The sequence below is a fragment of the Pandoraea thiooxydans genome (assembly GCF_001931675.1).
Classification (GTDB): domain Bacteria; phylum Pseudomonadota; class Gammaproteobacteria; order Burkholderiales; family Burkholderiaceae; genus Pandoraea; species Pandoraea thiooxydans.
Genome location: NZ_CP014839.1, coordinates 2476223 through 2502306, shown reverse-complemented (window position 1 = coordinate 2502306; position 26084 = coordinate 2476223). Strand labels below are relative to the sequence as shown.

Sequence of the window (26084 nt, the reverse complement as noted above, 5' to 3'; positions counted from 1 at the left end):
GCTTACACCTTTGCGCTCGCGCGCTCCAGGACCGGGAACATATCGACCGGATCGGGGCGATGCGTGTAGTCGGGATTCACTTCCGAATAGAGCACGATGCCATCCCGGCCGATCACGTAGCGCGCCGGCATCGGCAGGGTCCATGACGGATCGCCGTTGAACGCGGGCAGATCGTTCTTCAAGGCCTTGTAGAGATCGACCAGATAGCCGGGCAATGCGAAGCGCAGGCCGAACGCCGCGCCGACCTCGCCGTTCGAGTCGTTCAACACCGGAAAGCCGAGCTTGTTGTCGCGCACGGACTTGCGGCTGTTGACCGCGGTCTGCGGAGAAATGGCCACGACGCTCGCGCCATATCCCTCGATCTGCGGCAGCACCTCGTTGATCGCCCGGAGCTCGATGTTGCAGTACGGGCACCACACCCCGCGGTAGAACGTGATGACGAGCGGGCCGTGACGCAGCAGTTCGGCCGACGACACGTCGTTGCCGTCCTGATCCTTGAGCGTGAAGCTGGGCGCACGGTCGCCGGCCTTGATGGCGCGGGCTGCCTGTCCGCTTGCGATCAGCTCAGCGGTGGCGCGCTCCATGATCGGGTGAATCTCGGGCGGCGCGTGGTACGGTGGCTTGCCGCCCTTGAAGTCCGCCTTGAACGCGTCGAGTTTGTCTTGCAAGGACATGTCCGTCTCCTGTATCGGGTGATCGAGTTCGAACCTGCGCTCAGACGCTGGCCGCAACGGCCGCCTGGGGCTTGGTCCACTCGTTGCCCTTCATGAAGGCATCGTAAGGCGTATGCACGATGTGGTTCGTGTAGTTGCTCATCACCTTCGTCGCGACGCCGAGAATCACTTCGAACACGTTGCGGCGCGTGTAACCGGCTGCGAGGAACGCTTCGACCTGCGCATCGGTGACGAAGCCGCGCTCCCGCACCACGATGGTGGTGAAGCGATGCAGCGCTTCGAGCTTTGCGTCGGGAAGCTCGGTGCCGGCGCGCAGGGCGGCGATCACGGCCGGGTCCATCTTGATCATTTTTGCGAGCGTGCTGTGGCCAGCCATGCAGTAGTGGCAGTCGTTCTCAAAGTTCGAGCTCAGATAGACGACCTGCTGTTCGTGCGGCGTCAGCGTGCTCTTGGAAAACAGGTCCCAGAGCGCCGAGTAGCCGGCCAGCAGTTCGGGCGACTCCGCCATGAAGGACTGGAGATTGGGGACGAAGCCGAAAGCGGCCTTTGTGCCTTCGATCAGGGGCTTCGAGTCGGCGGACGCGGTGTCGACAGTGTAGGCGTCGAAGATGTTCATCGTTGATTCCTCTGTGGGTTGACGGTGAACACATGATCGGACAGACGCCGCGCGGCAAGAAGACAGGCGGCGGCGATAAGAGTTATTCCCGCATGGAATGGCCAACCTGTCGGCAAGTGGCAAGGGCCGGGGATATCGCGTTAACTGGCGCGCGTTGGCTCGCGCGGCATCTGGCGGCCGGTCATGACTTGCTGTTCGAGAGGCGTCCTGGCTTTGCTACGCCACTGCGAGCAGGAATCTGCCGGTGGAATGCAGCGCGAAATGTCCCGTCATGGCTGGTTTTCGGACATGACTTGCTGCTTGCGGCGGAGGGGGGCAAAGGGACGTGAAGGGGCGTGAAGCGCCGGTCGGGATCAGGCGGAATACGGCAGGAAGCGCCGTGCTCCCAATACACCGCAGGGGCGTGATCTCTGATTCTCCGTTGAGCGCGGCTTCCGACGCGCAAGATCGTACAGATCAACGCAGTCGCCCGATGGAGCGCCGGGCGTGGCTGACCGGCTCGTACCGCAGCTTGTTAGTGTTCGCAACTGTAGCGAACGCTATCGTCCAGTGCGAGTGGCAGCACCAGCGTATGGAGATGGTGTGCACTTGCGTTCGCGCACAGCGTGGCGCGTGCCGCGGCATTCGTGCTGTAGGACGCTGCATATTCCGCATTGAACACTGGCTTATTGTGAGCCGTGAAAACCTGATATCCGCCGCATTCGGCATATTCATGGCATTGTTCGTTGACGGCGAAATCGAAATCCTTGACCAGATCGCCCAACTGCCTTGTATCGTTTTTCAATGCAACGGCCAATCCGCGGTTATGTGCTTCGCGGGCCAGGAAGCGGTTGTAATCCAGTTGGGTTGAGGCTGAAAGGGGGAGGCCGCTATTGTTTGCGTAGCCGTCCACGTTGTCCGGCTCGACGCCATTGCAGCCCTTGGAAACGGCCAGATCCAGTCGTGCCCGCATGATCTTCCGCACATTGGCCGACCGCGTGTCGAGCCAGCGTTCTCCCGCCCACCCGCTCAAAGCATTGCCCATGTCGGATGCCCGAAAACTGGAAAAATCGGAGCGCCAGTTTTCCGCACTGCCGGCAGAAAAATAGCAGACTACTTTTTTTCCGCTGACTTGCAACGCTTTGATCGTGGCAACCGGTGTGTCGAACAGGTCGATGTCATATATCGATACTGCATAGAGAGTATTGAGCGTTCCGTTCAACTGCCACTGCCAGGTATCGCTCAAGGCCGGCCTCCAGTAGGACGGCCGCATGGTTGAAGAGATAGCAGTGCTCGCGTTACCACGGCTTTTATCGCGGTTGGTGACGCTACTGGTGGCGGCGCCCCAGGCGCGGCATCCGGCTATGGAGGCTAATAGAAGAAGCGCCGACGCGAACAGCGCGCTTCGCTTTCCAAGGAGGCGATGTTGAACATCAGCGTTTCCGAACGCGCAAATAATCTCACCCCATCAACAGAAAAAATGCCGTATTCACGACGCGTTCGAGATTCATTTTCGTTAGCCGCTTCATCCGAGCCCTACCGGCTCCCGCATCGACGCTTGCAGAACGGGGCTCGGTCGCATTGCAGCTCCGATTGGGCCTTGCGGCCTCGATTGTGGTCGCTTATGCTACGCGCCTCGCCCGTTGCCAGCAACACACGGTGAACTGGCTGGCCAATGCTGCGCTCGTTCGTGTAGCTCGCAGCGTTGCTCGGTGTGGCACTGGCCGCGCGATTGAGTCGGGTATCGACGGAGAAATGCAGGCGGTTGGGCACATACACGCGGCGGGACAACGACACCGGCCACATATTGTGAGATTGCCGACGGCTGTCATATCTCTTTGGCATCATTCGTACGTTTTTCCACCGTGCCTTCGGCTAGCACGTCGGTGAGCGACTTTCGCAACAGCTCCACTGGACGCGTAAGCCTGCCAGGCAAGGAGCCGTGGACGAACCATACATTGACCCCCGTGCGAAAGTCAGTGACATCGAGCACTTGAAGCGCCGGAAAATGGGCGCTTCGTTCCAAGATGTCCGGTGTCACGAGTCCAATGCCCAGCCCACGTGCCACCAGAGACAACTGCAACTCGGAACCAAACGCTTCGACAGCGACATTGAACGGGAGAGCCGCGGCCTCCAGTGAACGCCTCAGAGCGGAGCGCATTCCACAGCCGTCCTGGTTGAGCACCCATTCGTGACGAGCTAGATCCGCCAGCGTCGTTGGCGCGTTGGGCAAACCAAGAGAACGAGCTGCGACGACAACGGTCGGCAAGAACGCGAGAGGTGATGCTTGCAACGTTTCGGGTAGTGCGAACCCCAACGGCATCAGTAAAGTCGTCGCATCGAGCGACGACCGTTCGAGATTGTGCAGGAGGGTGGGCGACCACCCTGCGGTGACACGCAGCGTCAATCGGGGAAAGGCGCTGCGCAGGAGGTCAAATGGTTTTTCCAGCGCAACTTCAGCTAGAAACGGCGGCATGCCGATTCTCAACTCACCGGTCGGCTCGCTTTCAGGAGACGCGACCGACATGAGGTCATCGACCGCACGCAGCACAGTGCGCGCGAGCACGTAGACTTCGTTGCCTGCAGCAGTCGGTTTGAGCGGCTTGCCTTGGCGATCAAGCAATACGGTACCCAACATACTCTCCAGACTCTGCACGCGTCGAGTCAGGCCAGGCTGCGTGAGGTGCAGTCTTTCTGCGGCACGAACCATCGAACCGCTTTCGACAACAGCGACAAATGCCTCCAGGTCACGCGTATTCAAAATTTTTCCGCATAATAATTATTAACATATTTCAATTGTCGCATACATAATCCATCCGTAGTATGGCTTTCGTTCCCCTTCGCTCCGAGAGCCCATTCGATGAATCAATCTGCCGAGAATACCGCCAACATTGCCACGGCACCGTGGGAAGACACGCCGCACACGCTTACTGCGACGATGACTGTCTTCTTCGCGGGAGCGGTCGGTGTGATTGTCATGAACCTGTTTGCCGCCCAACCGCTGACCGGTGTGATTGTCCGTAGCCTGCACCTTCAGCCCGCGCTCGCGGGCCTCACGGCAATGCTGCCGCAACTCGGTTACGCGGCCGGTCTGGTGCTGCTGGTGCCGCTGTGCGATCTTCTTGAGAATCGCCGGTTGATCGTGTGCACACTGTCATGCTGTGCGGGGTTTTTGGCTGTTGCGATGATTTCCGATTCACGCATAGTGTTTTTGCTAGCGTTATTTTTGGCGGGTGCGGCTTCCAGCGTCATCCAGATGCTTGTGCCGATGGCAGCTTCGATGGCGCGGGAAAGCCATCGCGGGCGGGCGGTTGGCAATGTGATGAGTGGTTTGATGCTCGGTATCCTGCTGTCGCGCCCGACCGCGAGCTTGATCGCTGGGGCAGTCGGTTGGCGTGCTTTCTATGGCTTTGCCGCGCTGGCAGATGCGTTGCTTGCCGTCACGCTGTATATGAAGCTGCCCGCGCGCTTGCCGAGCGCAGTGACAAGTTACCTGCCACTATTGCGCTCGTTGTGGATTCTGCTGCGTAGTGAACCCGTGTTGCAACGCAATGCCACATCGGCCGCGCTGGTGATGGCTGCCTTCAGTGCATTCTGGACGGCGATCGGCTTGAGACTCGCGCAGCCGCCATTCAACTTCAATATGAATGGCATCGCACTATTTGCGCTAGCTGGCGCGGCAGGCGCCATCATGACGCCATTGGCCGGCCGCGCGGGGGACCTCGGGGCTGGTCGCAAAGCGCTGCTCGCGGGGCACCTGACGATGCTCATGGCACTGGTGTTTATTGGCGTGGCGGGCGCCGGTTGGGGTGGTTTTTCCGCAAGTGCTCATCCGGTGCTGGCGTGTGCAATGCTCGTCGCAGGGGCGGGTGCGCTTGACGCAGGCGTCGTTACCGATCAAACGCTCGGGCGGCGTGCCATCAATCTACTGGGATCTGCCGCCCGCGGCAGGCTGAACGGACTATTTGTCGGAGTATTTTTCATTGGCGGTGCGTTGGGTGCTGTGCTGTCCGGCACCGCGCTGGCGTTGGCCGGTTGGAGCGGTGTCTGTTCAATAGGGCTCATATTCGCCAGCCTTGCATTCGTACTCAGGCTATGGAATGCCACACGCGGTATTGACGTTTGACCAGTCGCATAAAATCAAGCAGTTTGCGAGCGCGAACAAAGTTGGACGGCAAGGCGGCCTCGCCGCGCCACCTTGGATTCAACCGCAATCAGACATGGGGCTGGTTGTCCGTGGCATCCCATAGCGGCACGCTGAGCAGTGGGTTATGGCTACGACCCAAGCTATTTCGATCCTCCTCAATGTGGCAAGCGCACACGCTTGGGATATCGCCAGGCCGTTTGGGAAGTTACGCGCTATTTGATGCGCCTGTCAGTAGCTGGCACCCCTCCATTTGAATCCGGCGGGGGCAGCACCTTGCGTTCGGTCGGGTGTGCGCTGCTACCGGATTTGAGAACGTCTATCAGGCGCGTCGCGAGTGGAGAAATGAAGCCGCCCGATCTGTGAATTGCACATACCCTGCGAGTCAGGTCCAGTTCGTCGTCGGCGAGCGGGAGTTGAATGATGCCGCGATGAGGCGTCTCCGGATCGTGCCCGGCAATGCACAACATCCGCGATCCGCGCACGAGCTCGAGAAGCGCGGGGATGGCGAAGTCGGTCTGAACGCGGATCGACGGCTGCGGCAGTCCTTGGCGTGTGAATGCGTTCCAGACCAACTGCCGGATTGCTGCGTTCGAGTCCGGCAAAAGCCACTCCTGCCCCAGCAGGTCCTTCAGCCTGACCGTCGTTTTGTCCCGCAACGGATGGTTTTTATCTGCCATCAGATGCAGGCGGTCATCGAATAGCCGCGTAGCTTCGAAATAGTCGATCCCCACGGTGGGCGCCGGCGCGATCGCCAGATCGAGTTCGCCCGCGTTGATCTGCCGAAACAGATCGGCGGCGATATTGCGCCGCAGGTGCAACTTCGCCGCCGGACGCTCGTTGAGCAGGCGCCGGCAACTTCGCATGATCAATGTGTCGGGAATAGACGGCGAATAGCCGACCCGCAACACGCCCAGCTCACCCGAGTGAATGGCGGTCAGCTCCTTCAACGCGTCATCGAACTCGAGCGTGATGCGTCGTGCGCGCTCGATAAACGCCTTGCCGTAAGTCGTCAACGCCACGCCGGTGGGATTGCGCATGAAGAGAGGCATACCCACCTCGGCCTCGACGCGCTTGATGGCTTTGGTCAGCGCGGGCTGGCTCATGTTCAGCGCCTCGGCCGCTTTTCCCACGCCGCCGCACCGCTCGACCTCCAACAGATACTCCAGATCCCGTGTCTCCATGCCATTCCTATTGGTTATGACTTTATTCCATTCGCTTGATTGCGATGATGGCCCCCCATGTTACACAATGAATCCAATACATTGGAGACATGCATGAGCTTTGCGTACTTTCTGCGCCGCGCGGCCACCTATTGGGGTGACGCAGCGGCGGTGATGCAAGCGGATCGGGTACTCACCTATGGCCAGCTTGACGAACGATCGAATCGACTCGCCAACGCAATGCTCGGCCTCGGCCTGGTGCCGGGCGACCGCGTGGCCGTGCAGTCGCGCAACTGTGTCGAACTCGTGGAAATCGAGTGCGCGCTGTACAAAGCCGGCCTCGTCAAGGCCGCCTTGAATCCGCGATTCACCGCCGCCGAGGCTACCGACGTTGTGTCGAACTGCCGGCCTCGCGTCATCATCGCCGGCGAGGGATTCACCAACTACTCGCCGCGAACCCAAGGCTTCGATTCCATCGAAAATTTTGTGTCGATCGGGCCCGCCGCCGAGGGCTACAGCGGCTACGAAACGCTGCTTGCGCGCGCCTCCGCGACGATGCCCAACGTACGGGTGTCGAGCGATGACCTCGCTGTCCTTCATTTTTCATCGGGCTCGACGGGCAAGATCAAAGCCGCCATGCACTCGGTGGGAAACCGGCTTGCGTCGCTGCGAAAGTTGCTGGTCGGCATGGATACGTTGCCGCGTCCCGGCGACCGCCTTGCACTCGTCGGACCCGTTACGCACGCATCGGGTATGTTGATGCAGCCGTATCTTTTTTGCGGCGCCACGCTCGTGCTGTTCGACCGCTTCGAGCCAGCGCATTTTCTCTCTGAACTCCAGCGCCTCAGGATCACGCACACGTTCCTCGTACCCACGATGGTCAACATGCTGCTGCAGGAGCCCAGCCTGGCACGCACCGACCTCAGCGCGCTCAAGCAACTGGCCTACGGTGCCGCGCCGATGGCGCCCGCGCGCATCCGCGAAGCCTGGGAGCGTTTCGGTCCCGTTCTCTCGCAGGGTTACGGGGCGAGCGAGTCGACCTCGGGCGTGACGCGGCTCACAAAGGCCGATCACGCGCACGCCATTGCGTGTCAGCCGGAATTGCTGGCATCGTGCGGACGCCCGCTCGGCGAGACCCAGGTGTACGTGGTGGACGAAGCGGGCCAGCCGGTATCGGGCGACGACATCGGCGAGATCGTGATTCGTGGCGACGATGTCTTCAAGGGGTACTGGGGCGCGCCCGAACTCACGGCGGAGGTGCTCGTCGACGGCTGGCTGAAAACCGGCGACCTCGCGCGCGTGGACGAGCGCGGCTACATCTATCTCGTCGACCGGAAGAAGGACATGATCATTTCGGGCGGTTTCAACGTCTATCCCACCGAAGTCGAAGCGGTGCTCTATCAGCATCCTTCCATCGTGGAGGCGTGCGTATTCAGCGTTCCTGATGAACGTTGGGGAGAAGGTGTGAAAGCTGCCATCGTGTTGAAGTCTTCCGCGAACGTCACGGCGGAAGAGATCCTGTCTTATTGCCGCGGTCGGCTTGCCGACTACAAGCTGCCGCGCTCGATTTCCTTCGTCGCCGAACTGCCTCGCAACCCGAGCGGCAAGATCGCGCGCAAGGTCGTGCGCGAGCAGTACTGGACCGGTTCTGATCGTCGCGTGAATTGAGGGCTTTGCCATGTTCGAATATGTATCGACCCCGGAATTCGACGCGACGCGCGAAGGCATTCAGGCGTTCGTGAAGTCGGAACTGATTCCGCTAGAACGCGAGCTTCAGCTCGGTTCCGAAGATGTCTGGCCGCGCGAGGTGTTACGCAAGGTGTGGCGGCGTTCCTCCGAACTCGGCTACTACGCTGCGTGCCTGCCGGAATCGCTGGGCGGCAAAGGCTTCAGCGTGTTGCAGCAATGCGCGCTCAAAGCGGATCTCGCGGCGAGTGGGTCGGCGCTCGCTCCGCACGTGCTGGGCGATCTGGGTGGACCGCCGCGCATCGGCAGCATGCTCAAGTCGGCCACCGAGGAGCAGTTGCAGCGCTACTTTCAACCGATTATTCGCGGTGAGAAGTCGATCTGCTTCGCGCTCACCGAACCGCACTCGGGCTCGGACGCGCAGGGCATACGTACCTCGGCCGTCAGCGACGGCGACGACCTGGTCGTCAACGGGCACAAGCACTACATCAGCGGCGCGCCGTTTGCGGACGTAGCGATCGTGATGTGCGTGACCGGCGCCAAGGACGAAGCGAGCGATGCGCCGTCCATTTCGGCTGTACTCGTCGATCTCGATCTGCCCGGCGTGCGCGTGCAAGAGCAGTACGTGCCGATGTCCGGCCAGCATATCGATGCCGACATCGTGTTCGAGAACGTGCGCGTGCCGCGCGCCAACGTGCTCGGTGGTTTCGGCAACGGCTTCAAGCTGGGCATGTCGCGCATCAACGTCAATCGGCTGCTGCATTGCCCGACCATGCTCGGGCTGGCGACCTCCGCTTATCGTGCCTCGCTCGATTACGCTAAAGCGCGCAAGCAGTTCGGCGTGCCGATCGCCCGCTTTCAGGCAATTCAGCACATGCTCGCCGACATGGCGTCCGCCTTGTGGGCGTGCGAATCGATGATCGCGCAAACGGCGCATCTGGCGGACTCGGGCGGCGACCTGCGCATGCGTGCGGCCGCTTGCAAGCTGTTTGTCTCCGAGCGCTGTTTCGAAGTCGCCGACAAGGCCGTGCAGATCCATGGCAACGTGGGCGTTACGCGTCATCACCCCGTCGAACAAACGTTCCGCAAGTTGCGCATGTTCCGCGTTTTCACCGGCACCAGCGAGATTCAACGCAACACCATCGCCAAAGCGATACTGGCGGATCAAGCAAACTAGAACGCAGTCGATAGCCATAACCGGGTCCATCAGGAAAAACAAATCAAACATGGATCCGGATACAGGAGACACTATGTTGGCGAATCAGAACGAGTATGACCCCAAGCGAGCGTGGGTGATTGCCCTCATGCTCGCGTGCATGATGACCGTGAATTTTCTCGACAAGGTCGTTCTGGGCATGGTCGCTGTGCCGCTCATGCATGAGCTGAAAATCACGCCGACGGAATTTGGTTTGATCGGCGGTAGCCTGAACTGGCTGTTCGCTATTTTCGCGATCGTCGGCGGCCTGGCGAGCGAGCGGTTCAAGACGCGGCATCTCATCCTGATCATGGCGCTCTCATGGTCAGTTCTCCAACTGCCGATGATGCTCGCAGGTTCGGCGCTCACGGTGCTGATCCTGCGCACGATGCTCGGCGCATCGGAAGGGCCTGCTTCTCCACTTTCCCTGCATGAGCTGGCGAAATGGTTTCCCAACGAGAAGCGGGGGTTGCCGTCGGCCGTGCTGTATCAGGGTAGCGCGCTGGGATTGCTGCTGGCCGGCATCGTGATTCCGGCCATCACGCTGAAATGGGGTTGGCGCGCCAACTTCATGGCGCTCGCGATCGTCGGCGTGATGTGGTGCGTGCTGTGGCAGTTCGTGGGCGGGGAGAGCACCCTCAGGCAGGAGAAGGACAGAGGATGCGGCTTTCGCTTGCCCTATCGCGTCCTGCTGGCCGACAAGACGGTGCTCGGCGTGTTTTGCGCGCATTTCGCGGCCTACTGGATGCTCGCCGTGACGCTGACATGGATGCCGCACTATCTTCAGGCCGGCCTGGGTTTTTCTGCCGCGAGGTCCGGTCATCTGTTCGCGCTGCTCGTCGCGGGCGCCACGTTCCTCGCTTTCGTGCTGGTGTGGGTTTCGCAGCGGCTGCTGATTTCGGGTGTGCCCTCGCGGCAATCGCGCGGACTCTTCATTGCCGTCTCGCTCGTGATCGCGGGACTGCTACGTGCCGCCGTCGCGTTGCCGCTGACGCCCATCGAAAAGATTCTGCTGCTGATGGTGAGTAACGGTATGGCTCAGGTGATGTTCTCGGTGGGGGCGACGATGATCGGCGAAGTGACGCCCGAATCGCAGCGCGGCACCATTCTCGCCGTGAGCAATGCAATCGGTTCGGTATCTGGACTAATCGCGCCGGTGATCACCGGCATGATGATTGAGCGCGCTACCGGGCTAGCGTCCAACGGCTTCGAGGCCTCCTGCGTGTTGACGGCGGTGGTGATGGTCGTTGCCGGGCTCGTCTGCACGCGCTGGCTGAATCCCGCAACCTCCCAGTTGACGAAGCACCAGGCCACGTTCACCAGCACGGCGGCATCCTGAAGCCGTCATGATCCGACGCCGGGCGCGCTGGCCTTGCTGATGCGAGCGCCGATCGCCCGCGAATCCCTCCTCGAGAATTTTCCCTCATGCAGATAATCAACGGATCCTCGCAGTCCGCCGCGGACATTCGCCATACCGCCACGGCTTCGACCATTGCGGCGCATCGTGCAGCGCTTCAGTCGCTTCCCATAGAAGACGGCCTCGACGAGGAAGAAGCGCGGCGCGGCTTTGTCGGGACGCTGCCGGACGCCGAAGTGCGTGACGAATACGGTCGAATGATCTGGAGCCTCTCCGAGTATGACTTTCTCGACGCGAAAGACGCGCCCGCGACGGCGCATCCCGCACTATGGCGGCAAGCCCGGCTGAACCGCATTCACGGACTCTTCCAGGTTACCGAACGGATCTATCAGGTGCGCGGCTTCGATCTGGCCAACATGACGATCATCGAAGGCGATACGGGCATCATCGTGATCGATCCGCTCACGGTGAAGGAAACTGCCGGTGCGGCGCTCGAGCTCTATTACGCCCACCGTCCGCGCCGACCGGTGGTCGCTGTCATTTACAGCCATAGCCACACCGACCATTTCGGCGGTGTCAAGGGCGTGACCTGCGTGAAAGACGTTCGCGCCGGCAAGGTGGCCGTGATTGCGCCGGCCGGCTTCATGGAAGAGGCGGTGTCGGAAAACATGCTCGTCGGCCGGGCGATGGATCGTCGCGCGCAGTTCCAGTTCGGGCACACGCTCGCGCGCAATGCATGCTGCCAGATTGATTCAGGACTCGGGAAAAACATGCCGAGCGGCACGGTGACGCTCATCGCACCAACCATGCTCATCGAAAAGGAAAGCGAGACGCACCGTATCGACGGCGTGGAGATCGTCTTTCAACTGACGCCGGAAAGCGAAGCGCCTGCCGAGATGCATTTTTTCTTTCCGCAATTTCGCGCGCTCAATCTCGCCGAGAATGCCACGCGAACGCTACACAACCTGTGTCCGTTGCGCGGCGCCCAGGTTCGCAATGCACGGCTCTGGTCGCACTATCTGAATGTCGCATTGGAGCGCTATGCGCCCCACGCCGACGTAGTGCTCGCGCAGCACCACTGGCCGACATGGGGCAACGAGCGGCTCACGCAATTTCTCGAGCAGCAGCGCGACCTGTACAAATACCTGCACGACCAGACGGTCCGGCTCATGAATCAGGGGCGCACGGCGTCCGAAATTGCCGAGGAGATGACGTTGCCCGAGTCGCTGCGCGCGCAATGGCACACGCATGGCTACTACGGCACGGTGTCGCACAACGTGAAGGCGATCTATCAGCATTATTTAAGCTGGTACGACGGTAATCCATCGCATCTCCATGCGTTGCCCGACGAGCAATCGGCATCGCGATACGTCGAGTACATGGGTGGTATCCCGGCGATTCTGGCGCGCGCGCAGCGTGATTTCGACCATGGCGAGTATCGCTGGGTGGCGGAGGTCATGAACCGCGTCGTGTTTGCCGACCCGCAGTGCCGCGAAGCGCGCGAACTCGGCGCGGCGGCGCTGGAGCAGATGGGCTTTCAGGCCGAGTCCGCGACGTGGCGCAACGCGTTCCTGCTCGGCGCGCGCGAGTTGCGCGAAGGCATGGGCGACGGAAAGGGCCACGCCACACGCGGCGGCGATCTGCTGCTAGCCATGACGCCTTGCCAGTTTTTCGACTTCCTGGCCGTGACCGTCGACGGGACCAAGGCGCAGCGCCTCGATCTGCGCATCGACTGGGTGTTCACGGAACACGGCCAACGTTACGCGTTGCGTGTCTCGAACGGCGCGCTGACGTGGTCGATGGCTCCTCACACTGCGGTCGATTTCACCGTGATCATGGACGCCGCCGCGCAAGGACGCGTGTTGATGGGCGAGGCGGGTTTCCGATCCGCCGTCGAAAAGTCACTCGTGAAAGTAGACGGGGACAAGACGCTGTTCGACGCATTCGTCGCGACGCTGGAACTTGGCGACGGGCAGTTAAACGTGATCGAGCCGTAGCGCTCGTATCGGGTGGCGGCTGAAGCGCTGTTCGGAGAGGCAAACAGAGTTGGCGAAACGGATAAGAGGTGGCTTGGTGTTTCCATAAAAAATGTAATCAACTATAAGGATAACGAGATGGAGAAGACAATCGTTGGTATCGGTGCGTTCGTGTGCGCATCGATTTGTGCATCGGCCTGTCATGCGCAATCGTCGGTCACGCTTTACGGCCTCGTCGATACCGGTCTGGGCTATGTGACTAACGCGGGTGGCGCGCATCAATACGCGATGACGAACGGCGCGCACTCGGGAAGCCGTTGGGGCGTCAGAGGGCGAGAAGACCTGGGCGGCCGCACCTCGGCGATTTTCATACTCGAATCGGGCTTCAACAGCGCGAACGGCGCTCTTGGGCAAAACGGCCTGGCGTTTGGCCGCCAGGCGTTCGTCGGCATCAAGCGTCCGGAAGGTTATGCGGCGCTCGGCCGGCAATACTCGTCGACATTCGAATTGTTCTTCCCGTTTCTACCCATTGCCAACGGCTCGGCGGGGTCAGGATTCGGCGTCCATCCGGGCGATGTCGACAACCTGGACTCCTCCAATCGCATTGCCAACGCGCTGAAGATCGCGACCGCCGATTATCATGGGTTGCGGGTCGACGCGCTTTACAGCTTTGGCGGTCAGCCTGGATCGATCGCCCGCAATCAGATCTGGAACGTCGCGATGCGCTATATGCGAGGTCCGCTTGGGCTCGCGGCTGGGTATCAATCGACCGACAGGCCGAACTATTCGTTCTGGGGTAATAAGGCGAACGATAGCGCGACTGGCAGCAATATCGCCCCTCCGATTCTTCGCGGCTACGCTACGGCGGGCAAGCAGGACACCTTCGCGATGGCAGCTTCGTGGAAATTCCGCAAGGCGCGCCTCAGCCTGATCTACAGCAATACGCGATTTGAACATCTCGGCACGGTCGCCGTCAGCGGACTCGCGCCAGCCTTGGCGGCAAACCGGGGTGTGGCGAGCATCAACGTGTATGAGGCGAATGTCGGCTATTACATCACGCCGCTACTCCTGGTGGGCGCCGAGTATTCATATACACGCAACGGTGGAACCAATGGCCGCGAGGGCGCGGGTTACAACCAGGTCAATCTCGGCGTCGACTATTTCCTTTCCAAGCGTACGGATCTCTACAGCTTCGTCTCGCACCAGCTCGCTTCTGGCGTTGATTCCACCGGTAATCGTGCCGTGGCCAGCATTCTGGGCACAAAAGCTTCGACGAGCAATCAGCAGACGCTCGCCGTGTTAGGCATCCGGCACAAGTTCTAGGACGGCACGAGGCCATGCAGAATGCACCGCGCACCGCGCACGGCGCAGGCCGGTGTCTCGACCGTCGAGCGATAGTTTTTGATTTTTCAAGGAGAAGCATTGATGCTCAGTTACGACGTCGTCGAGCATGGTCAGCCGCTGCAAGTGCGCCTGCGCGAGACACCCACGCCCGGCCCGCGCGAAGTGGTGATTCGAATCAGCCACTCGGGGCTTTGTCATTCGGATATCCATCTCTGGAAAGGATATTTCGAACTCGGCCCGAACCGCAAGCAGATGCTGAGCGACGCGGGCTTGCGGCCGCCGCTTACGCTGGGGCACGAAGTGCTGGGCACTGTGATCGCGGTGGGCGCGGACGTGGACATGGACGAATCGGCCGTGGGCGATACGCGCCTCGTGTTCCCGTGGATCGGCTGCGGAGACTGCTGGGCGTGTGATACCGGGCGCTCCAACTTGTGTGCGAAACCGCGCAATATCGGCATTGCGTTGCCGGGCGGATTCGCCACGCATCTGGTCGTGCCCGACGCGAAGTATCTCGTCGATGTAACCGGACTGGATGCCGGTTTCGCCGCGACTCTGGCCTGCTCGGGCGTCACGTCGTATGCGGCCGTCGGCAAGCTCCCGCCGCTACACGCCGACGACTGGGTGGCCGTGATCGGCTGCGGTGGCGTCGGCATGATGGCAATATCGATCCTGAAGGCGCTGGGCGTGGTGAACGTCATCGCCGTGGACGTGGACGACAGCAAGCTGCAGGCGGCGCAGTCGCTCGGCGCGGCACAGACGCTGCGCGCAGATTCCGAAGGCGCAGCGAAGGCGCTCTTCAAGGCGGCGGCCGGCAGGCTCGCGGGCGCGATCGATTTCGTCGGCACGCCGAAGACCTTCGGCCTCGGCTACAGCGCGCTTAGAAAGGGCGGTACGCTCGTGCTGTGCGGACTGCACGGCGGCGAGTGGACGACGCCGCTGCCGCCGCTCGCGCAGCGTTCCATTGCGATCGTGGGCTCGTATGTAGGCACGCTCGACGATCTCAAGGCGACTGTGCAGCTCGCGAAAGACGGCAAGCTCGCGCCCACGCCCGTGCGCGTGCGCGACGCGGCGGAAATCAACGAGGCGCTCGACGACCTCCATCGAGGGCGCATTCTTGGCCGCACCGTCCTGGACTTCAGGGGAATCGACGCCGCAATCGAAGCAGGAGCCCAGACATCATGAGCACAGCTCAAACCATCGTCGCGGCCTATCCTGCCGTTCGTCTGCTGATCGGCGGCGAGTGGCGCGCGGCGGGCGACACGGGCACTCTCGATGTGCTGAATCCGGCGAGCGGCGCTGTCATCGGTCAAGTCGCGCGTGCCACCAGCAGCGACATCGAGGATGCGGCCCATGCCGCTGCCGAGGGGTTTCGTGCCTGGCGCCTGGTCCCTGCGGTCAAGCGCGCGGCCATCATGCGCGGCGCGGCGAACTTGTTGCGCGAGCGATCCACACAGATCGCTCAACTCATGACGCTGGAGCAAGGCAAGCCGCTTGCCGAATCGCGCGGGGAAATTCTCGCGGCGGCGGATATCGTCGACTGGTTTGCGGAAGAAGGTTGCCGCATCTATGGCCGGATCGTAGCGCCGCGCAGCGCGAAGGCGCAGCAACTCGTCATGAAGGAGCCGGTTGGTCCGGTTGCCGCGTTCACGCCGTGGAATTTTCCGGTGAATCAGGTCGTGCGCAAGCTCGCAGCGGCTCTGGCGGCGGGTTGCTCGATCGTTGTGAAGGCGTCGGAAGAAACGCCGGCTTCGCCGGCGGCGCTGATCGAGGCGTTCGCCGACGCGGGTGTGCCGGCCGGCGCCATCGGGCTGCTTTACGGCGATCCGGCGCAGATTTCGCGTCAGCTCATCGCGCATCCGGCCATCCGCAAGGTGACCTTTACAGGCTCCACGGCGGTCGGCAAGCAACTGGCGGCGCTCGCGGGCAGCCACATGAAGCGCGTCACAATGGAACTCGGGGGCCACGCGCCGGTGATCGTCGCGGAAGACGCCGATGTCGAATGCGCCGTCAAGGCGAGCGCCGTTGCCAAGTTCCTGAATGCCGGGCAGGTCTGCATTTCGCCGACCCGCTTTCTTGTGCACAACAGCGTGCGCGCGCAGTTCGTGGAAGGCCTGGTGCGGTACGCCGGCAAGCTCGTGGTCGGCGAGGGCCTGCGCGATACCACCACGTTGGGGCCTCTCGCGAACGCAAGACGGCTCGATGCGATGGAAGCGCTCATGCAAGACGCCGTGACGAAAGGCGCGCGCGTGGCCGCAGGCGGCGAGCGACTGCACGATCGGGGCTACTTCTTCGCGCCGACCGTGCTCGACCAGGTGCCGCGCCACGCGTCGATTTTCAACGAAGAGCCGTTCGGCCCCGTCGCGGCGGTGAGCGGCTTCGACCGTCTGGACGACGCCATCGAAGAAGCGAACCGCTTGCCGTACGGTCTCGCGGGCTATGCATTCAGCCGTTCGTTCGCAACGATCCACCGACTGATGCATCAGGTCGAAGTTGGCATGCTCTGGATCAATCAGCCCGCGACGCCGTTTCCCGAACTGCCGTTCGGCGGCGTCAAGGATTCGGGCTATGGGTCCGAGGGCGGGCCGGAGGCGCTGGATGCGTATCTCGTGTCGAAGGCGGTGTCGATTACCGCGTATTAGGCTGTTTTGACGACGCGGGCGTGCCCGCACTCTCCGCGCGCATCGGAAGAGTGCGGTGACGTCCGTTTGGCGCTTGCTCAAAGACGCAATGGCTTTCGATCTGAAATCGTTGGCCGGGCGTGAAGGAGCGGCCGTGGCTCGATCATGCCGAACTCGCCCGATGCAGCCCAACGATCGTCACGTGCTTGATCTCGGGGTTTGAATAATCGGTGCCGTCTGTCACGTGCACGGGACGTGACCCTGATTTTCTCTCTCTCCGCGGGCACCGGGGGATCTGATCGGCGATCGACGAGGGCACTTCGCCGCAGCGCCTTTTATCGCTCCACCAACGCCACTCCCGTTCACAGCCCCCCAACCCCCATCTGCCGCACCACCCGCCGCGCAAACATCGCAAAGCTCGACTTCACGACACTCGGCAGCAGCAGGAAATCGTGAGATTCCCTGGCCAGCGCCGGATCCAGTTCCTTGATCTCGCCGGTGGCTTCGGCCAGCAGCTGGTTGCGCGCGGCGCGCTCGATCAGCATCGACAGGTAGGCGGTTTCCTCGATCGACGAGGAGGCGGCGAGAAAGCCGTGATGAGCGAGCAAGATCGTGCGGCGGGTGCCTAGCGCGGTGGAGATGATGTCGCCTTCGTGGTCGGCGATGGGCAGTCCGGGCCATTCGGCGAGAAAGGCGCAGTCGTCGGCGAACGGGGTGGCGTCCATGTGCGCGATGCGCAGCGGGCGGCCGGTCATCGACAGGGCCGACACGCAGGGCGGGTGGGTATGAACGATGCATTGCACGTCGGGCCGGCGGCGATAGACCCACAGATGAAACCGCACCGCCGGGTTGGCCATGCCGTCGCCTTCGACGACGCGCAGCGAGTCGTCCACGCGAATGATGTGCCGCGTGTCGACTTCGTCGAAGCCGACCGCCATCGGGGTGCTCAGGTAGGTGCCGTCGGTGCTGCGCACGGTGATTTGCCCGGCCAGGGTTTCCGAGTGTCCTTCCATGGCCAGCATGCGGCAGGTGAGGGCGATTTTTTCTGCTTCGGTCCACTGGCCGAGATCGAGTTTTGTCGCCATCGCGTCGACTGCGGCGGCGGTGAAGTGTTGCTTGGGGGCATGCTGCATCTATTTCTCCATGAAATTGGCAATGCGAGGGCGATGAACCTGGCGGTCATCGCGATTCGTTCGGTGAGGGCGGCGAGTGCGCTCATGCGCGGGCGCTATCCGGCGTTGCGGGTGGCGGCGGCAGGCCGGGCATCGTCACGTAGCCGTCAAGGGCGACGATGCGCGTTATCCAGTCCAGCACATGCGGAAAGTCGTCCAGCGGCACATGGCCTTCGCGCGCCAGCCCCACATACGGAAAACAGGCCAGGTCGGCGATGGTGGGCCGGCCGGCGGCCAGCCACGGGCGGCGCGCCAGGTGCGCGTCGAGAATTTTCATGACGCGCAGGCTTTTGGCTTGCGCGGCGGCGATGTCGATTTCCTCGCCAAGCAGATAGAACAGGCGAGCGGGCTGCAGGCTGTTGCCGATCTCGTTGGCGGCGAAGGAAAGCCACTGCGCGATATCGGCGATCTCTCGGGCGCCGGCGCCAGCCCAGTTGGGGGCGTGGCGGTGCGCCAGGTAAAGCAGGATCGCCTGGCTGTCCTGAATCGAGTCGTCGCCGTCGGCCAGCACCGGAATTTGCTGCAGCGGATTGATGGCGGTGAACGACGGTTCGCGGTTGGCGCCGTTGGGCACGTCGATGAACACGCTTTGATAGGGCAGCCGCAGCATCGAGAGGAACAGGCGAACTTTATGGCAATTGCCCGACCTCGGATGATCGTATAGCGTCAGCATGGCAAGCGCTCCTCAATCGGATGCCGAGGGTTTCATCAGGAACGCGCTGAGTGCGCCGACGAGGCCCAGCACCGTCAGATAAATGCCGACCGAGCCGATGCCGCCGCCGTGGGCGACCAAGGCGGTGGCAATGATCGGCGCCAGGCCGCCGCCGAGCGCGGCCGCGATCTGAATGCCGATCGACATCCCCGAATAGCGCAACTCGGCTGGGAACTGTGCGCTGTATAGGCTCGACTGCGGCCCGAAGATGATCGCGTAGTTGAGCATCAGCGCGATCACCACCGCCGCCGTGTAGACGACGTGCGAGCCGCTGCCCATGGCGCGGAATAGCGGTACGGCCATCACCGCGAGCAGCAGGGTGCCGGCGATGTAGAGGCGCCGCGCGCCGATCTTGTCGCCCAGCCATCCAAAGAGCGGAATCGTGATGCTTTGGCCGAGCGATCCGATCACCACGGCGTTGAGTGCGGCCGAACGGGAAAACCCCAGATTCGCCATCGCATACGAGATGGAAAAGACGATGATGGTGTAAATCAGCGTCACCTCGGCAAGCTTGCCGCCGATGGTCAGCAGCAGCGGCCGCTTGTGGCGGGCAATGACGTCCCAGGCGGGTATGGCGGCAATCTTGCGTTGCTGCCGGACGGCGGTGAAGTCGGGCGTTTCCTCGACCTTCATGCGAATAAAGACGCCCACCGCGATCAGGACCGCGCTGGCCACGAATGGAATGCGCCAACCCCAGCTCATGAAGCTGGCATTGGGCAACAGGTTCATCAGCGCGAAGGCCCCGGAAGACAGCAGAATGCCCAGCGGCGCCCCGGCTTGCGGCAGGCTGCCGAACAGCGATTTTCTGTGGCTTGGCGCGTGCTCGACGGCCATCAGCATCGCGCCGCCCAATTCGCCGCCGAACGAGATCCCCTGACCGATGCGCAGCAGCACGAGCAGCACCGCAGCCCAGATGCCCAGCGAGTCATAGGTCGGCAGCAGCCCGATCAGCACGGTGCATACGCCCATCAGGATCAAACTCAGGATCAGGATGGCCTTGCGGCCCAGCCGATCGCCGAAGTGGCCGAAGATGATGCCGCCGATGGGGCGCGCGAACAGCCCCGACGCGAACGCGCCGAAAGCCGCCAGGGTGCCGGCGGTCGGGTCCAGCGTCGGGAAGAACAGCTTGTTGAAAACCAGCGCCGCGGCGGTGCCGTAGGCCAGGAAGTCGAAGGCCTCGATGGTGGTGCCGGCCATCGAGGCCAAGGCAACGCGCGTCAAGCGCGAATCCGACGAAATGCTCGCCGGCGCCGATTCAGTGATTCCGCTTTCTGCCGTATTCATGGTCGCCCCTTTTGAAAAGACAACTAAGTTGTCCAATGGGCAAAAGTATAGTGATTTAAAATGCGGGGCGACAGGCAAATTTTCTGGAATTCGCTAGGTGTTTACGCGTATCGGGTGTGGCGGGTTAGTTTGCCTCCGGGGCGACTGCGAGCCCGTTCCCGAATCGATGAATAGACCGCAGGCGAAGACAGCAAGCGAAGACAACGAGCGAGGTAGTCAGTGGGTTATCAAACACGCAATCCCCGGCAGGCGCCGCCGCCCGACGCCGTTATTCCTGCCTCGGGCAGGCTGGTGCGCGCGCTGAGGCTGCGCCGACAGCTGACACTGGAACAACTGGCCGAGGAAACCGCCCTGAGCAAAGGGCATCTGTCGCGCTTCGAGCGCGGGGAAAAGGCGCTGTCGATCGCCGCGCTCGTGCGGGTGGCGCAGGCGCTGCACACCTCGGTCGCATCCTTGCTGGGCGAGCAGGTCGGCGAAGACATTCTTCACGTGGTGCGCGCCTCCGAGCGGCAATTGCGCCGCGTGAACGCCGGCAAATATGCGTTCGCACCGCTTAGCCGAGCCGATGGCAACGAGAGCCCGACCGCGTTTCTGCTGCAGCTATCGGCCGAATCGGTGTTTGGCGAAGAGGCCTTTCACGGCGGCGACGAAATTTTCTTCGTGTTGTCCGGCGCCATCGAAATCGAACTCGCCGCGCACTCGGTGATTCTGCGCCAGGGCGATTATGCGCAGTTTCCGGGTCTGGTCAGGCATCGCCTGCGAGGCGTCGAGCCGAATACCGAGGTGCTGATCATCGTGGCGGACAACAAGGTAGGCGGTTGATCGCGTTGGCGGCGCGTTACACGGCGCGTGATTAATGCGCGCCGCTGGCGCTCTTCCGGGCGGCATTGGAGCGAGTGGTCTGGAGCGTGCGTTGCATCGCCGTCGCGTCGCGCTTGGGCGATTTGCCGAACATGCGGGCGTACTCGCGGCTGAATTGCGAGGCGCTTTCATACCCGACCTCGAACGATGCGCTCTCGACGCTGGCCGCGTGTGAAATCATCAGCCGGCGCGCTTCGAGCAACCTTAGCTGCTTCTGGTACTGCAACGGCGTGAGTGCGGTCAGCGCCTTGAATTGGCGATGGAGCGCCGAGGGGCTCATCTGCGCCAGCTCGGCGAGTTCCTCGATTCGGATGGTTTGCCTGAAGCGGCTGCGCAGCCAGTTGATCGCGCCGATGATCCGCTGCGACGGCCCGTTCTTCAGCGTCAGCGCGGCGACCGCGCCGCCTTGCGCGCCGGTCAGCAGCCAATAGCAGATTTCGCGCAGGATGAGCGGCCGCAACACGGAAATCGCTTGCGGCGTGTCGATCAGGCGCACCAGGCGCAGCGCGCAATCGGCGAGCGGGCCGTCGAAGTCGGTGACGAAGATGCCGGCGCCGGTCTCGTCTTTGCGCGCTGGCAGTTCATCCAGCTCATCGGCGACGCCGCGCATCACGGCGAGGTCGAGTTCAATGGCAAGCACGAGACACGGCTCGTCCGGGCTTGCTTCCACGACGCGCCCGATCGAAGGGGCTTCGACGCCAACCAGAAGTGCCTGGCCGGCCCTGTAGACCAGCTTGCTGCCGCCGAACGTCGCCCACTTGGCACCCTGCGCGACGATGCACAGGGCGGGCTTCGACACCATCGGGGTGGGCGGCTTGGGGTGATCCGACCGCAGAATGGCGACGCCGTCGATCGGCGTCATGAGCGGACTCTCGCCGGGATGCGTGTTCGTATAGCGCAGCAGCGCTTCGGCCAACCGGTCCGACATAACGGGTTCCTCGCATGCGATTGCACCACCCGGCATCGACCGGGCAGGAATAGGCAGAAAGTTGGATGGTTTCGGCATTCTAGCGCCGGCCCGGGGTGGACATAATGGACCCGCACGTCAACATCCATTGACGGAACTCGACAAAGGGTCTGAACCATGGCAAGCAATCACATCGCGATCGTCACCGGCGGCAGCCGGGGCATCGGCCGCAACGCCGTTCTGTGTCTGGCGCGGCGCGGCGTGCATTCGATCATCACGTACAAATCCAACCGGGCGGAAGCGGAAAAAGTCGTCGCGCTCGTTGGCGAGGCGGGCGCGCGGGCCATCGCGCTGCAACTCGACACCGGCGATGCAAGCGCCTTCGACGGATTTGCCGAGCGGGTTCGCACGGCGCTCGGCGAGCTGGGCGCGCGGCGCTTCGACTACCTCGTCAACAACGCCGGCATTTCATCGGCCTCCGGCCTGGAGACCATTACGGAAGCCGAGATGGATCAGCTCTACAACGTCCATTTCAAAGGCGTCCTGTTTCTCACGCAAACGCTCTTGCCGCTGATCAACGACGGCGGCCGCATCGTGAACATTTCCTCGGGGCTCGCCCGCTTTGCGATGCCCAACCGCATCGGCTACGGCTCGATAAAGGCAGCGGTGGAGGCATTGACCCGCTACATGGCCGTGGAACTCGGCCCACGGCGCATCGCCGCCAATGTCGTCGCGCCGGGCGCCATTGCCACCGATTTCAGCGGCGGCATCGTGCGCGACAATCCCCAGGTCAACAAGGCAGTTGCCGATCACACCGCACTCGGCCGCGCCGGCGTGCCCGAAGACGTCGGGCCGGTTATCGCGGCACTCCTGTCGGAGGAGTTCGGCTGGGTCAACGCGCAGCGAATCGAGGTCGCGGGTGGGATTCAGATTTAGCGATCGGCGTTGAAAGACGACTGCGTGGGCCTGATCCGATTCAAACCTGCTCGCCAGGTTTTTCAACGCCTTGTTGAGCGCCGCCTATGCCAGCCTTCTTCTGCCGGCCATATCGGCGCGGAGAACAGTTCATCGCTCGTTTGAACGCCGTGCTGAAGGATTTCTCGGATTCATAGCCCAGGGCGAGACCGATTTCCGACACCGAATCGCGTGAATGGGTCAATCGGTCGGCGGCGAGCATCATTCGCCAGCGCGTCAAATACGCCATGGGTGTGAGCCCGACCGTTTCCTTGAAGCGCAGGGCGAACGTCGTGCGCGACATGGCCGCCTGCTCGGCCAGGGTCTGCAAGGTCCAGCGACGCCCTGGCGAAGCATGCATGGCATCGATCGCGGCTCGCATGCGCCTGTCGGACAATGCGAAAAGCCATCCCGTTTTTTCCCGGGGCTCGTTCGACAAATGCAGTCTTAACGTCTGCACCAGTACCAACGTCGCCAGTTGTTGCGCGACGATGAATTCGCCCGGCTGCGCGTCGCTCAACTCTTGCCGCATGCGCTCGACACACCAGCGCAGCGTTGCGCGATCCGCCTCTGCGCGGACATGGACGAGCGGCGGCAGCATGCTCAACAGCAGATCGGCCTGGCCATCGGCCAGTGTGAAATAGCCGCCGATACTCAGGAATTCGCCACCCCCGTTGTACGTGACGATGCGCTCGTCGTCGACCTGCGGCAGGAGCGTGCTGACGTCGACCGGTGCGGCGCGCATGTCGCTGGCGAGCCGAAAAGGCTTTCCTCCGGCCAGCAGGAAACATTCGCCCTCGCTGACCTTCACGGCAGCGGGCGCTCCCTCGACCGACACCCAGCATGCGCCGCGCAGCACGGCGTGGAATTTGATGCCCTCGTGCGCGCCGAATTGCACGGCCCAGTCCCCGGCCGCATCGAAGCCGCCGGACACATAGCTGCGCAGCTTCAGTAACGACAACACTTGCGATAGCGAATCCACGTGGAAACTCCGAACGATTTGATACCAAATGCGAACTTTATGCCATGGATCGTCCATCGCCAACCCCGTAACCTGCGATCTGTCGCTGAAACGATCAGGAGGTGGGTTATGCGTGTATTTGTCACTGGCGCGTCCGGTTTTATCGGGTTCGCGGTCGTTCGCGAACTCGTCGCGGCCGGCCACGAAGTCACCGGGCTCGCTCGTTCGGCCGCCGCGGCCGCGAAGCTGGCGGCAACTGGCGCGACCGTGCAACGAGGGTCGATCGAGGATCTCGGGACGCTGCGCGAGGCAGCGTCAAAGGCTGATGGCGTGATCCACACCGCGTTTTTCCACGCCTTCTCGCAAGCCGGTTTCGGCACCCGCATGCGCGTGATGCTGGGGGGGATGCCGACGGGTCTGGTCAGGCGGTTCATGGTCGCTGCCGTCGAGGCCGACCGGCTTGCGATCGACACGCTCGGCCATGCGCTGCGCGCACAAGCCCGCCCGCTTGTGATTGCGTTCCCGACCATGGCCATGAGGCAGGGGCGGCCAGCCGTCGAGACCGACTTTGCGGACCCCGATGCGGTGGGCGGCTTGAGGGCGAGATGCGAAAAGGCCGCGCTCGCGCTGGCCGGGTGCGGGGTCGACGCCACCGTAATCCGGCTGCCGCCTTCGGTGCACGACCAGACGCGCCAGGGCCTCGTCACGCAGTTGGTCGCGATCGCGCGCAAGAAGCGCGTCTCGGCCTACGTCGGTGACGGACAGAACCGGTGGGCTGCAGTGCATCGGCTCGACGCGTCGCATCTGTTCCGGCTCGCGCTGGAGGACGGCAAGGCGGGCGCCCGCTATCACGCCGTGGCCGAGGAGGGCATTACGCTCAGTGAACTGGCCGGCGCGATTGGGCAACATCTCGGTGTGCGTACCGTTTCGCTCACGCCTGTCGAAGCCGTTCGTCACTTCGGTTGGCTCGCGCCGTTTGTCGGCGCGGACAATCCGGTGTCGAGTCGTGCCACGCGCGAGCAACTGCACTGGCAGCCCACCCGGCCATCGCTGATGACCGATCTCGCGGCAAGCATCGCATCGCACGGCATGTTGGCTCGACGCTCCGCTGCCTCCAACTGAGTGCGGGGCGCTCGAACGTTTATTCCGTGTCGGCCGCCCGCCGTGATGCGTCGGGCCATCCATGCTGCTGCGCGCGTTGAAGCGAGGCGCGCACGACAGCGCGATGAAACGGTGCGATCAGGGCAATATAGGCCCGCCCCAGCGCTCGACGGTAGAAGACGAGCGTCGTCACTGTCAGGCGGCGGGGTTGGCCACGAGACGACGGCTGCACGAGAACCGATACGCGGAAATCCAGGTGCGAGTCATCCTCTCCGAGAACGATCTCGTCGGCATGTCGTTCGAACACGCGAAACAGGCTGATCCGATCGTCGCCGTCGGCCTCGAGATCAACGGTTCTTTTCAGGCCAAACGGCTGCACGAGCGTGTCCCGGCATCTCAACAGCAGCGCGATCCACGCGGGTTGCTTTGTAAAAACGTGCCGTGCGAGAACCTCGGCATCGCCGCAGGCGGCGTCCGGCAACGCCACCGAGAACGCGTCCGCGAAATCGGCCCGGCCGTATGACGGGCTCAGCCTCGAGGCCGGCGGCAAATCGGATTGTTCGATGCGCTGATAACCATGCATGCCTGCTCACTCATCAATGCGGCGCATCCGGCCCGAGACATCAGATCTGCGAGATGCCGCCGTCGACCACCAACTCCGCGCCCAACATGTATCGGGAATCGTCGCTCGCCAGGAACAGCGCCGCCGCGGCGATATCGCTCGCTTCCCCCATTCGGCCCAGCGGCACCTGCGCCGCCATCTGCGCCTTGAAGGCCGCCAATTGCTCAGGGGTGCGATGACGGCTGATCAGCGGCGTGTCGATGCTGCCCGGACTGATGGCGTTGACGCGGATCCTGCGCTCCAGGAATTCGCGCGACCAGCTGCGCGCCAGCGAACGCACGGCGGCCTTGGAGGCGGCGAGCAGCGAAATCCCGGGCCGGCCGACGTGAATGATGAAGGACGTCGTCAGGATCACCGATGCCCCGTCACGCAAAATCGGCGAGACCGCCTGCATCGAGAAGAAGACCCCCTTCACGTTGACGTTCATGAGCTCATCGTAGCGCGCTTCGTCGGTTGTGGCGAGCGGGGTTCCGTAGGCGACGCCGGCATTGGCGAAGAAGATATCGAGCCCGCCGAAGGTCTCGCCGACGGCCTGGCGCACGGCTGTCATGTCCGCGATCGAACCGGCATCGGCCGCGAGGATCAGCGCACCGTCGCCGAGCTGGGCGCGAACTTCATCGAACCGGCGTGTGTCGCGCCCGGTCACCGCCACGCGCGCGCCTTCATCGACGAACAGCCTGGCGGTTGCAAGACCGATCCCGCTCGTGCCGCCGGTGATCAACGCGGTTTTGCCTGTGAGTTTCATGCATCACTCCTTT

Annotated in this window: 23 protein-coding genes; 11 read left to right on the top strand and 12 right to left on the bottom strand. The window is 62.6% G+C overall.

Going from position 1 to position 26084, the window contains the following annotated elements; all coding sequences use genetic code 11:
- Positions 1–2 precede the first annotated feature (2 nt).
- The 4 genes from PATSB16_RS11490 to PATSB16_RS11475 form a co-directional block, all read right to left on the bottom strand.
- Entirely contained in the window at positions 3–674 is a 672-nt protein-coding gene (locus tag PATSB16_RS11490; RefSeq protein WP_047214260.1) for a peroxiredoxin-like family protein, read from the bottom strand.
- 40 nt (positions 675–714) lie between these two features.
- On the bottom strand, positions 715–1290 hold the full coding sequence (locus PATSB16_RS11485; RefSeq protein ID WP_047214259.1) for a carboxymuconolactone decarboxylase family protein: 576 nt from the start codon (positions 1288–1290) through the stop codon (positions 715–717).
- Positions 1291–1804: 514 nt separating this feature from the next.
- Complete coding sequence (locus PATSB16_RS11480) at positions 1805–2515, bottom strand: endo alpha-1,4 polygalactosaminidase (protein ID WP_418303865.1); 711 nt, start codon at positions 2513–2515, stop codon at positions 1805–1807.
- Between the two features lie 582 nt (positions 2516–3097).
- Positions 3098–4030, bottom strand: coding sequence for a LysR family transcriptional regulator (locus PATSB16_RS11475; RefSeq protein WP_047214256.1), 933 nt, complete (start codon positions 4028–4030; stop codon positions 3098–3100).
- A gap of 99 nt (positions 4031–4129) precedes the next feature.
- On the opposite strand from PATSB16_RS11475, the gene PATSB16_RS11470 reads away from it, so the two are divergent.
- Positions 4130–5395 carry an MFS transporter gene (locus PATSB16_RS11470; RefSeq protein ID WP_047214255.1) on the top strand — a complete coding sequence of 422 codons (1266 nt, stop codon included), beginning with the start codon at positions 4130–4132 and terminating at the stop codon, positions 5393–5395.
- Positions 5396–5628: 233 nt separating this feature from the next.
- On the opposite strand, the gene PATSB16_RS11465 is transcribed toward PATSB16_RS11470, so the two are convergent.
- Positions 5629–6597, bottom strand: a complete 969-nt coding sequence (locus PATSB16_RS11465; protein WP_072628640.1) for a LysR family transcriptional regulator — start codon at positions 6595–6597, stop codon at positions 5629–5631.
- 93 nt (positions 6598–6690) lie between these two features.
- Here PATSB16_RS11465 and PATSB16_RS11460 point away from each other — a divergent pair, with 93 nt between their 5' ends.
- The 7 genes from PATSB16_RS11460 to PATSB16_RS11430 all read left to right on the top strand — a co-directional run bounded on the left by PATSB16_RS11460 (position 6691) and on the right by PATSB16_RS11430 (position 16773).
- Positions 6691–8244, top strand: coding sequence for an AMP-binding protein (locus PATSB16_RS11460; RefSeq protein ID WP_047214254.1), 1554 nt, complete (start codon positions 6691–6693; stop codon positions 8242–8244).
- A 10-nt stretch (positions 8245–8254) separates the two neighbouring features.
- Positions 8255–9439 carry an acyl-CoA dehydrogenase family protein gene (locus PATSB16_RS11455; RefSeq protein WP_047214253.1) on the top strand — a complete coding sequence of 395 codons (1185 nt, stop codon included), beginning with the start codon at positions 8255–8257 and terminating at the stop codon, positions 9437–9439.
- A 73-nt stretch (positions 9440–9512) separates the two neighbouring features.
- Positions 9513–10796 (top strand): MFS transporter, encoded by a 1284-nt coding sequence (locus PATSB16_RS11450; RefSeq protein WP_047214252.1) that lies wholly within the window; start codon positions 9513–9515, stop codon positions 10794–10796.
- An 86-nt stretch (positions 10797–10882) separates the two neighbouring features.
- A complete protein-coding gene (locus PATSB16_RS11445) occupies positions 10883–12811 on the top strand; it encodes an alkyl/aryl-sulfatase (RefSeq protein ID WP_047214251.1) in 1929 nt (642 codons plus the stop codon).
- 12 nt (positions 12812–12823) lie between these two features.
- Positions 12824–14113, top strand: a complete 1290-nt coding sequence (locus PATSB16_RS11440; RefSeq protein WP_237170224.1) for a porin — start codon at positions 12824–12826, stop codon at positions 14111–14113.
- 102 nt (positions 14114–14215) lie between these two features.
- Positions 14216–15316, top strand: coding sequence for an alcohol dehydrogenase (locus tag PATSB16_RS11435; RefSeq protein WP_047214247.1), 1101 nt, complete (start codon positions 14216–14218; stop codon positions 15314–15316).
- Positions 15313–16773, top strand: a complete 1461-nt coding sequence (locus tag PATSB16_RS11430) for an NAD-dependent succinate-semialdehyde dehydrogenase (protein ID WP_047214246.1) — start codon at positions 15313–15315, stop codon at positions 16771–16773. Before PATSB16_RS11435 ends, PATSB16_RS11430 begins: the two co-directional genes overlap by 4 nt.
- A 341-nt stretch (positions 16774–17114) precedes the next feature.
- Here PATSB16_RS11430 and PATSB16_RS11425 read toward each other — a convergent pair whose 3' ends face one another.
- The 3 genes from PATSB16_RS11425 to PATSB16_RS11415 all read right to left on the bottom strand — a co-directional run bounded on the left by PATSB16_RS11425 (position 17115) and on the right by PATSB16_RS11415 (position 19920).
- Complete coding sequence (locus tag PATSB16_RS11425; protein WP_072628639.1) at positions 17115–17885, bottom strand: aldolase; 771 nt, start codon at positions 17883–17885, stop codon at positions 17115–17117.
- Between the two features lie 82 nt (positions 17886–17967).
- Positions 17968–18597, bottom strand: a complete 630-nt coding sequence (locus PATSB16_RS11420) for a glutathione S-transferase family protein (protein WP_047214245.1) — start codon at positions 18595–18597, stop codon at positions 17968–17970.
- A gap of 12 nt (positions 18598–18609) precedes the next feature.
- Positions 18610–19920, bottom strand: a complete 1311-nt coding sequence (locus tag PATSB16_RS11415) for an MFS transporter (RefSeq protein WP_083566761.1) — start codon at positions 19918–19920, stop codon at positions 18610–18612.
- A 219-nt stretch (positions 19921–20139) separates the two neighbouring features.
- On the opposite strand from PATSB16_RS11415, the gene PATSB16_RS11410 reads away from it, so the two are divergent.
- The gene (locus PATSB16_RS11410; protein WP_047214244.1) at positions 20140–20742 is read left to right on the top strand and encodes a helix-turn-helix domain-containing protein; all 603 of its coding nucleotides are present in this window, start codon (positions 20140–20142) and stop codon (positions 20740–20742) included.
- A gap of 31 nt (positions 20743–20773) precedes the next feature.
- Here PATSB16_RS11410 and PATSB16_RS11405 read toward each other — a convergent pair whose 3' ends face one another.
- Positions 20774–21643: an AraC family transcriptional regulator gene (locus PATSB16_RS11405; protein WP_237170223.1), complete on the bottom strand. Its 870-nt coding sequence runs from the start codon at positions 21641–21643 to the stop codon at positions 20774–20776.
- Between the two features lie 222 nt (positions 21644–21865).
- Between PATSB16_RS11405 and PATSB16_RS11400 the strand changes: the two genes are divergently transcribed.
- Positions 21866–22624 (top strand): SDR family NAD(P)-dependent oxidoreductase, encoded by a 759-nt coding sequence (locus PATSB16_RS11400; RefSeq protein ID WP_047214242.1) that lies wholly within the window; start codon positions 21866–21868, stop codon positions 22622–22624.
- A 40-nt stretch (positions 22625–22664) separates the two neighbouring features.
- Here PATSB16_RS11400 and PATSB16_RS11395 read toward each other — a convergent pair whose 3' ends face one another.
- Positions 22665–23624 carry an AraC family transcriptional regulator gene (locus tag PATSB16_RS11395; protein ID WP_047214241.1) on the bottom strand — a complete coding sequence of 320 codons (960 nt, stop codon included), beginning with the start codon at positions 23622–23624 and terminating at the stop codon, positions 22665–22667.
- Between the two features lie 108 nt (positions 23625–23732).
- Between PATSB16_RS11395 and PATSB16_RS11390 the strand changes: the two genes are divergently transcribed.
- On the top strand, positions 23733–24725 hold the full coding sequence (locus tag PATSB16_RS11390; protein ID WP_047214240.1) for an SDR family oxidoreductase: 993 nt from the start codon (positions 23733–23735) through the stop codon (positions 24723–24725).
- Between the two features lie 19 nt (positions 24726–24744).
- Here the strand turns inward: PATSB16_RS11390 and PATSB16_RS11385 are convergent, their stop codons facing one another.
- Together PATSB16_RS11385 and PATSB16_RS11380 are read right to left on the bottom strand one after the other, a co-directional pair.
- A complete protein-coding gene (locus tag PATSB16_RS11385) occupies positions 24745–25287 on the bottom strand; it encodes a DUF2867 domain-containing protein (RefSeq protein WP_047214239.1) in 543 nt (180 codons plus the stop codon).
- Between the two features lie 40 nt (positions 25288–25327).
- Positions 25328–26071, bottom strand: a complete 744-nt coding sequence (locus PATSB16_RS11380) for an SDR family oxidoreductase (protein ID WP_047214238.1) — start codon at positions 26069–26071, stop codon at positions 25328–25330.
- Positions 26072–26084: the final 13 nt, after the last annotated feature.